The 9,046-nt window shown below is 52.0% G+C and carries 9 protein-coding genes; all 9 read right to left on the bottom strand.

Annotation, left to right across the window (positions count from 1 at the left end; all coding sequences use genetic code 11):
- Positions 1-41: 41 nt before the first annotated feature.
- The 9 genes from ACTH3S_RS16635 to ACTH3S_RS16595 all read right to left on the bottom strand — a co-directional run bounded on the left by ACTH3S_RS16635 (position 42) and on the right by ACTH3S_RS16595 (position 9,003).
- On the bottom strand, positions 42-695 hold the full coding sequence (locus tag ACTH3S_RS16635) for a MotA/TolQ/ExbB proton channel family protein (protein ID WP_441810130.1): 654 nt from the start codon (positions 693-695) through the stop codon (positions 42-44).
- Between the two features lie 117 nt (positions 696-812).
- Complete coding sequence (locus ACTH3S_RS16630) at positions 813-1,823, bottom strand: hypothetical protein (RefSeq protein ID WP_441810129.1); 1,011 nt, start codon at positions 1,821-1,823, stop codon at positions 813-815.
- A 36-nt stretch (positions 1,824-1,859) separates the two neighbouring features.
- The gene (locus ACTH3S_RS16625) at positions 1,860-2,207 is read right to left on the bottom strand and encodes a hypothetical protein (protein WP_441810128.1); all 348 of its coding nucleotides are present in this window, start codon (positions 2,205-2,207) and stop codon (positions 1,860-1,862) included.
- Positions 2,208-2,292: 85 nt separating this feature from the next.
- Positions 2,293-2,652, bottom strand: coding sequence for a hypothetical protein (locus tag ACTH3S_RS16620; protein WP_441810127.1), 360 nt, complete (start codon positions 2,650-2,652; stop codon positions 2,293-2,295).
- 137 nt (positions 2,653-2,789) lie between these two features.
- On the bottom strand, positions 2,790-3,086 hold the full coding sequence (locus tag ACTH3S_RS16615; protein ID WP_441810126.1) for a hypothetical protein: 297 nt from the start codon (positions 3,084-3,086) through the stop codon (positions 2,790-2,792).
- Positions 3,083-3,343 carry a hypothetical protein gene (locus ACTH3S_RS16610; protein ID WP_441810125.1) on the bottom strand — a complete coding sequence of 87 codons (261 nt, stop codon included), beginning with the start codon at positions 3,341-3,343 and terminating at the stop codon, positions 3,083-3,085. The genes ACTH3S_RS16615 and ACTH3S_RS16610 overlap by 4 nt, the downstream gene beginning before the upstream one ends.
- Positions 3,344-3,418: 75 nt before the next feature.
- Positions 3,419-4,579, bottom strand: coding sequence for a hypothetical protein (locus ACTH3S_RS16605; RefSeq protein ID WP_441810124.1), 1,161 nt, complete (start codon positions 4,577-4,579; stop codon positions 3,419-3,421).
- A 192-nt stretch (positions 4,580-4,771) separates the two neighbouring features.
- Positions 4,772-5,083: a hypothetical protein gene (locus ACTH3S_RS16600; protein ID WP_441810123.1), complete on the bottom strand. Its 312-nt coding sequence runs from the start codon at positions 5,081-5,083 to the stop codon at positions 4,772-4,774.
- A 2-nt stretch (positions 5,084-5,085) separates the two neighbouring features.
- Positions 5,086-9,003, bottom strand: a complete 3,918-nt coding sequence (locus ACTH3S_RS16595; RefSeq protein ID WP_441810122.1) for an Eco57I restriction-modification methylase domain-containing protein — start codon at positions 9,001-9,003, stop codon at positions 5,086-5,088.
- Positions 9,004-9,046: the final 43 nt, after the last annotated feature.

The raw sequence follows: 9,046 nt of genomic DNA, 5'->3' as shown, positions 1-9,046 counted from the left end.
GTGTGAGTAATCATACACTCAAAGTCAGGTGGCCAGATTCACTATGCCACTACAATGACCTGTTTGAGCGCCTCAATAACCGTTTCCGTAGCAGACTTTGACAGCATATCTGCGAAGTCCTGAAGCTTAATCCAGAGCTTTTCCTGAAATTCTGAAAACTCTTTGCGGGACTGCTTATCCGCATCATTGATGTCCGATCGCATCAGTTTCATCTGGCCGGTCAGGCTGGATTCATCACCGCTACCAATGGCCTGATTCAGTGCATTGATGCCATCACGTTGCTCCCGCATAACGGTATACAATTCTGCCGCGCCAATCTGGTCTTCATCAATTTCCTCTGAATCGGCCACATAAAGAATGCCCACTGACACAAGAACTTTGTAGACGATCGAAAGGAACATCCCCACAAGGCTGGTTATAAACGCGGTTTTCATACCGCCTAGAAGTCCCTCGATGCTTCCATCAATATTTTTAACATCGAATGCCAGAAGCCCTGCGACGATACCGAAGAAGGTTCCGAGAATACCCAGTGTGGTGAGCAGAGTTGGCGCATATTGCGTAAACGAATGATGTTTATTCAGCCGTTTCCAGACACAGGCCAGCAAAAAAACCAACAGTAACAAGCCAACAAATATATCTGTGACCAAACCAACCTCAACCGAGGCTACAGCGTTCTCCAGAGGTGCCGAGAACATAAGGACTCCATTATTACTACGATGTTATAGAACAACACCAACTTGAATCCTTCAAAATGATTGCTCGTCCTGAGCTTGGCTACAGTTTCAAAAATAGCTTTATTGAAATTGAAAACACTAAATTGCCGGCATGGCTTTTTCCTCCTCAGCCCAATCCCCAGGTTCCACACCTTCATACTTATCTGGCAATACCACCGAATTAAACACCTGCGCGCATAACGGTTTTACCTTCTCAAACTGCAGCTCAACCGACTCATACTCGCTTTCGAGAGAGCCGGCAGAGCAATGAACAGCAATCATCCGGTCTCTGTAGAAAAAATTGTACTGCCGCATTTTCTGATAAATCACCATGCCTGCGCGTTCCTGCAACAGACTAAAATCAACGAAATAGCCCGGCAGATTCTCCATGGACACCATGCCGTAATCCCCGAGAACACCACCGTCGGGAACCAAGCTTTTAATTTCTTTGGGCTGGATCATTTCAGCCACATCTGCACGAGTAATATAAACGCCCTCGGTTTCGCGTACTTGCAGCATGATTAACTCCATGCCGGTGCCCGCCTCGCTTTTCCATTTCCTCACAATATGGGGGCGGTAACCGTCCATCCCCTTCCATGAGCGCGGTAGCTGCATTTCCACCACAACACCTCTCGACTTCCCAGAACCGTCGGTTCGATAGTTCTGCCGAAACGCTTTAGTGAATTCCTCTGCGGGAAACTCACCAAATTTGATTGAAAGCAAAAACTCCAGCGTCGGGCTGTAAATGTCACCTTCACCGCGATTTCGGACTTCCTCGAGGAAAGTTTTCGCGGTTGCCCTGCTTAACGGTTCGCGCTCCACTTGCCCACTCAGCTTATGCTCGAAGTCGGCCTGGAATTTCAGGTATTTATCGTTTCCCAAAGCTTTTTTCAGCATCGGCTCAATCTTGGATGGAATGTCACCAAAAGTTCGTTCAAAAGTGAGCCTGGCAAGCAACGCCTCCCTCGCCAGATCGGGATAGCGCCTTGCGATCCGATCCAGGGTCATTTGCTGGCCCACCACGAAGCCATAAACCTCCGAAATTCCGGATTGATTGGATCCGTTCAGCTCAATGGAATGGGCATTAAAGCTAAAGCAAAGCGTAATCACCCAAAGGCAAGCCAGAGTATTTATGCCGGACATCACCTACAGGTAGCCCATTATTTCAACGAGTACGCCGAGGTTGGCTAACACACCCAGCCATCCAAGTACGGCTGCAATTTTTGCGAGGATTGTCCAAGCTTTACGTCCCTGATACCTGTTTGCAGCTCGCCAAACGCCCAGCAATACCATCACTTGATAGACCACGGCCAAAGCCAGAATCACCAAAAGCCCTCCAATAGAGGGTGTAAACTTGATAATCAGGTTCAGGACAATGCCAACCACCACCCCGAACAGCCAATAAGTTTTGGCCAAGCCGAAGTCGCCGCTGGTCAGTTTGGAGAAGAAGTTTTTTGATTCAGCTCCTAAAGGGGAGGTTTCCGTGTTGTTCATCTTCAATTCCTTTTAAGGCGCCGAGGACCACCTGACTGACGCTCGGCACTTATTGTCAAAAAACCAATCGCTTTCCGCTACGTGGTTATTTCACCTCGTAAATCGGGTTACCCTCAATCTCGAAGTAATCCTGACCATAAATAAACGGAATCCAGAAGCCGCCGCGTTTAACGGTTACATTGGACAGGCCTACCGCGCCAGGGCGTTGCTCGATCACGTTATCCATCGCTTCTTTCATATTCGGAATCCCGGTAGGGAAGAAGATAATGATGTGAGCGGTATCGCGATCTACCAGCCGCTCGCTTTCATCGACACGGTGCTCGGTACTTTTGACATCGATATTTTTGGTGGATGCCACAGTGAAATCGCCAAGCCGATGCGCACAGCCGGACAAAAACATAGAACCACATACAACGCTGGCTAGAGCTATATTTGTTGCTTTCATTACTTCTCCTGATTGTTACTGCTAACTTCAACATCAGCCTGGCTGATTTTAGTTTGCCGGATTTCCGGCCTTTTTCTGAGACTTGCTTCTGGCCTGACTCAGACCTAATCCTTTCCCTTAACTCCTGATCCATTTATTTAAGGGCAATTCGTTGAAGCAACCTCAAATTCAATGGAGTGGCCCACAATATATGCGGAATCCATATAGGCGCTTACCTTCTGCTGACACCACTTCAAAGCGAGGTTTTGTTCTTCGTAGTTGACTCCGTCCCAGCATTGCTTAAGATCATTGGCGAGATCGCCAGCGAAAAGGGCTTCAGATTTGGTAATGGAACAAGAACTGTAAGTGGATTTTTTGGAGCCATCGGAGTTTTCACTCCCGCCGCAGGCGGCGAGGATAAAAGTAGTGGCGAGTGCTGTAACCAAGCGCTTCATTTTTCGATCTCCTTGATCTCACCGCATTCAATATGGGTGAGCTCCATACCCACCTGAATTTCCACCTGCTCCCCCACAAAGCAAGGTTGCAGCATCGCTACACCACCCCTCAACTCCCTGTACTCTCCGTTCACCCACAGATCTACTGCGCCGTCTGAGACATTGATTACTGAAATCGACTTAGGATTCTGGCCAAGATCATTAGCCATAGCGGCTGAAGACAACAACAACCCGACACACAACACTTTGATTTTCATTACATTCCTTAGTTATTTCATTAAAAAATGAATTGACACCTAATTGCTGCCTCGCCCCTAACAAATACACGGTATTTATTTGGGCGCGACCTGCAGCCCCTTCCTCAAAAGCACTCGCTCAAAAACATACAACCCATGTGGTACAAACTCGTTTTCTCTAACGAATCGATTTATCGCTCTGGAGCGCATGGGGAGCGGGATAAACGAATCGACCTCTAGCTGTTTATCTCGCGCAATGAGCGGCGCGATATCTTTTTCGAAATCAAGCTCAAGCTCGAAAACGGCGGAAACGCCGATTTCAAAGTTGTTCTTTTCAAGGAAGAAATCGTAAAAGGCTGATTTAACGGCAAGTTGGTATATGTTTTCTCCTATACCCAGCTCTTCCAGCAAGCCGCGCTTGAAGCAGAGTTCTATGTCGACTCTTCCAAACGGATCCTTATCCGTTCGTGAGAGTCCCTCGTTCATCGTGATGTGATACCGAGACTTACCGCCGGCCACTCTGGCCGACCTTTTACTTAGGACGACCTCTTTGCCCTTTCCACCATCGCATATCATGAGACAATTAACCCCGAACGACGTGAAGAATGGTCGATACTTTAGGAATGTATCTGCATTCGCATTGGCGATTTCATGTCTGCGCTCTTTCAGTTCATGGTAGATAGAACGAAAGACCCGGTGGGTGAAATAGTCTGTTTTGAAAAGATCGATCTCGACACCGGGATTTTCATCTTCGCCAAAGCGGGTAAATCGGAGATTAAAAACTCCGTACTTGTCACCGTTGAAGATCATGCCTTCTGCCGCATCCAGGAACTTCAAACCGACTAGCACGCGGTGTTTCTCAATCAGTGCAGGCAAATCTTCTATGCCGGTTATTTCCGCGAGATCCTCAAACGTTTTGTCACCATCAAACGAGGCATTCTCGTGGAATTTAGTGAACTGGGAATCCATATACCCCAGATCTTTTTCTTTCGCCCGAAGCTTGTCCTGAAGGTTCTTTGGCATGTTGATGTAAAGACATCGCTTGTCTCCGAAGCGGGAGATTTCCCGTAAAAATATATTCCTTTTTTCAAACTCCGGGTCGCCGGTCGCCAGGTCGACGACATTGATGGCGTCTTTTCGTTCTCTGTAGGCAAGTAACTCTGAGCGCACACACCTTCGGAACCAGGCTTTACGAAAAGCAGAGTATGTCTGCTGAATGCAGAACAGAATGACCGAGCCCGCCAGCAGGAAAAACAATTCCGACGTAGCTTGGTTAGTGATCCGATCAAAAAGGGACTGAAGCATTTACAGTTCGGCCCCGTGCCACGAAAAAGCGAGCTCCCCGGACAAAGGCAATGCCTGCAGTTCTTTGAATTCCTGATTGTCGTTCATCGTCCCTCCGATCGAGCCTGCCACGACACACGCCCTCATTATTGAAGTCACTGATCTTTACTCAGACTCTTTAACACTCTTGATGGGTTTGAAAATGCAAGAAACTGCGCCTTCAGTCATTGCGACGGTGAAACGGTGATCGCAGTTAACGGCTGCGAACATAACGGGCAGTTGTGCATTGCCCCAGCTATCCGGGAGAAATACAATTTTCTGTCCCGTTTCACAGGTAGAGCGAGTGGTATCAAGATCCCAGGCCTTGACCTCGCATACCGTATCCTGATCCAGACTGACACCAAGCTGTTGGTTACAGCCGCCAATAAAGAGGGAGGCTCCCACAACACTTGCCATGACTACACTTTTTGCTTTCATCACTACTCCTGATGATCACTGCTTGTTAAAACATCAGCACTGCTGAATATCTCCCAAGCCACCCGATAACCCTCTTCCCGATCCGGCCGGAAGAACGGCGCTTTGTATTCCACCGTGCGCTCTGTTGGCCCACCGGGAAGCGTGTCGTCCAAGTAGGTTTTGTAGACGCTGCCTTCCTCAAGGTTCTGAATGTCTTCCCAGCCGAGGGCGATGCCCGGTTCTTGTGGAGAGCCTTTTCTTTCTGGTGTGTCTATGCGGTAGAAGGTGCCTTCGTTGAGCTCCTTCTTGTTGGCTTTTCTGGGCAGGCCTACGCCTACCAGGCCTTTGCTGGGAGTGAAGACGATGCGGCCGGTCTGATCGTAGTAGGTTTCGGCTTCGTACTGGCGCATGACGGGGAACTGGACGCGGTAGATGGTGAGCAGTTCTTCCAGCGTGAGGCCGAGGGTCTGAGCGACGAGGACGTCGATTTCAACCAGGGCCTGGCGGCGGGCGTAGTCGCTACGCAGGGCGTTGTTGCGTTGCCACTCGGGGGTTAGGTTGGCGAAGAAATCTTGGGGCAGCGCGGCGATGGGTTCGCGGGTGGCCCAGTGTTGTTGGCGGAAGTTGTCTTGCCAGTTGGATTGCCAGAGGTCGGCGTATTGGTTAGATACAGAAATAAGCGATAAGAACCTGCACATCGCAGTAGCGGGCAACTTAAGGAGCGGCATGAATTGCGCCAAGTTATTCCTAAACCTAGGGTTGCCTGTAGTCTTTACCCAAAAATCAAAGACGACGCTTTGAGCTGCCGCTCCGAAGGCCAAAAGATCAGATTGCTTTGCGAAGGTGAGGCTGTTACACGGATCAATATGCGCAACTCCTGGTGGAAACAATGCAGAAATCAAAGTTCTCTCACCTGACTGGCTCAACATCGACCGTGCGATGAATCGATAATACTCCGTCACCAACCGCTCCCGATGCTCGCCCTCTTCCACCCAGGGCACGCTTGGGGTGCGGTCGCGGTACGTGGCGGGGTCGCAGGCGGGGATGTAGTTGGTGCGCGGCAGGTAGTCGTCCGGCAGGATTTCCAGATCAAGCTTGTCGTAGTCCTTGTTGCTTTTGCATCCTGGCCGAGGGTTCTTGAAGAGCGGGCTGCCAACGAAGAAATGGGGACCGGAGAGTATCCATTCTTCTGGGGTTTCCGGGAAACGGGTTTCCCGCTTGATGGTGCCGTCTTTCTGGGCATTGGTTTCGTGCCACATTTCCAGTGACAGGTACTGCCCTTTCAGATCCCCCAGCCGCCGAGGCTGGGCGGCGAATTTTTCCAGTACATTTGTTAGCTGCCGCGCGTGCAGGGCCGGCAGGCGGGCTTCCAGAGCATCGGTGCCGGTTTCGTCATAGAGCTGGGCAAACAGAGTCAACTCATGCTCGCCCACTTCAATAATTCGGTCTCTGTGGCCGTCGACCCCCCATTTCACTTTTACTCGGCCATCAGGCAACTCAACTTCTTCCTTGATACCTGGAACCGGTCCTTGACCATCATGGCTAAGCGAGTAATCAACGGTTTGGGGGACAAACAGGTTGGAGATGTTGTAGAAATTGGCCTTCCCAACCGGACCATATATGTTCTGACTGTAGCGTGTGTGGTTATCCACCTCGGCGAACAGCTTCACTTCATTGGCGTACTGGAAGTGTGCCCGCAAGCGCCGATAAACTTCCCGCCGGAATCCTCCACCCTTGGGATCATCATAAATCCCTTCCGGATGCAAAAACCCACTCACGCCCTGCCCATTCACATTGGCCCAGGCCCGGGGCAGGAAGCATTTGTACAGGTTGGTCTGCACACCTTTCAGCTGCGGGTAGTTCTGGGTTGCATTCAAAAACGCCTGCGAGCCTTCCGCTTCCGCTAATTCGTCAAACCAGGCGTGCTGCAGTTGCGGGCTGCGTTCGAAGGCGGCTTCACGCTCGTCGGTCAGTTGCGTGGCGCTGAGTTTGTGCAGCACAAAGGCCGGATTGTGGTCCCCGAGGATGCCGCCCTCCTGCCATTCCACCTTACGCCAGGGCGGGTTACCCAGGGTGATGTCGAATCCTCCGCGCTTGGCGAAGATGTCGGCGAAGGCCAGTTCCCAGTGGAAGAAGCGGTACTGCTCACCCAGCTGGTTGGCGATGGCCAGAGTGTTGAAGAAGGGGTTTTTGAATAGTTTTTCCAGGTTGAGTTCGCCGCGCTGGTTGCTGACTTCCCGGGCGGCTTTTGTTTCGGCGCGCAGGGTTTGCTGGGGTTCGTCTGCCGCAAACAGGTCGTCTACCGGTTTGGAGAACAGGTCTTCGCCCTGCTCTGTCTGCTGTTCACCTTCCGGGGTTGCACTTTCAGGGGCTGACGTGCTGCCCAGCAGGCTTTCCTGCTCTGGGGCAAAATCGAAGGTGCCAGCGCTATTGAGAATGGTGTTCAGGTCGAACAGCCATTTCTGTCTGTCCGGCAGCTCGTCCACTTTGTCCAGTGGCCAGAACCAGAGGGCGCACCAGTAGTCCATGGCTAGTTTCAGGCGCCGGTACGGGGAGGCGATTCGGGCGTTGGTGTTGAAGATGCCGTCGGCACGCAGGTTGTCTTTTTCCCGGGTGGTGGTGTGGTGCTCTTCCACTTGTTCCTGGCCCCACAGGGGGTAGGTGTCTTCGGTGCGCCGGCGGTGTTGTTCCAGCATTTGAGTATGCTCGCGCCACAGGCGTTCTACCGCGTTGCTCAGGCTTTGCAGGGTTTTGATTTCCTGTTCGTCCAGCGGGGCGCAGAAGTCTTTTTTCCAGTCTTTGATTTTTTTGAAGGCATCCGGCCGCAGTTGTCTGGCCACTTTGTCGTTGTAGCCGGCCATGCCGGGGTCTGGTAGCAGGAAGTGGTAGATTTCCCCTTCGCTACGGCCGCCCTCACCTGCCGGATTCTGCAAGGTTTCCGGGGTTAGTCTGCGCGGGGCGTTGTTGTACCAGTAGCCTTCCTTGTTCTGTCTCTTCAGGGAGATCTTGGGGTACACCTCGCGGCGAGCGCCGATCAGGCTGTTACCGGTGAACAACTGGTAGCCAAACCAGGGTACGTTGTGGCCGCCACTCAGGGCGTTAAGCCAAAGGGACACTTCCGCCAGCTCCACCGCGATGGGGTTAAGGTCTACCCCGTAGACGTTGTGGTCGGCGATGTGCATTTTTACCCGCTGGAGTTCGCGCTGGTAATCCTCGTGGGGGATGCGTTCGCCCAATTCCTGCTGTTTGCGGGTTAAGTAAGCTTCTGCCAGCTGGTTGACGGCTTCGTTAAGGAAGGCGGCGCTGCCCATGGCGGGCTCGCAGATGGTCAGGTTTAGAATATCGTCGGCGGTTACGTCTTCCGTCAGGCGTTCTTTGAGGGTGTACTTCACCAGGCTTTTGGTGAGCACTTCCGGGGTGTAGTAACTGGCGGATTTTTCCCGGTCGCGCCCGGCCATGCGGTAGATAAACTTGTCTTTGGGGTGCACGCGCAGGGTTTTCCGGCGGTCACTGTCCAGGTCGTACACGCGTTCTTTGTCGTCGAATTCGTCCAACTGGCTGGCGGTGACGAAGTAACCGGTATCCAGTTCGTCCGGGTTAATGTTCTGGCCCTTGGGGGCGACTTCGTAGAGGTCTTCGGTGGCGAAGAAGCCTCGGTAGCTGAGCAGGGCCTCGTACACGGCGCCGAGTTGGTTAATTCCCAGTTGGGTGTAGCTCACGCGGCCCCGGCGTTTTTTGCCTTTTGTGGGCCTTGTGAGCGACATGCTCTGAATAACCTGCTGCAGGGCTTCGTTGCTGAAGGTGACGCGGCTCAGCAGCGGGGTTTTGGCCGGGTCGAACAGGTGGCTATCCAGGCCCTGCAGGGTGAAGGCATTGGCGTTGCTTTCGTGCAGATCGTCTTTCTGCCGGCTGACCTGATTGCCTTTGTAGCTTGGACTCATAGAATAAGTGCAGCACTTTGGACCAGCAGGTAGAGGTAGGAGG

It is taken from the genome of Marinobacter sp. (assembly GCF_052094685.1).
GTDB lineage: Bacteria > Pseudomonadota > Gammaproteobacteria > Pseudomonadales > Oleiphilaceae > Marinobacter.
Note: the sequence above shows the minus strand (reverse complement) of the source record. Positions and strands in the feature narration are given on the sequence as shown.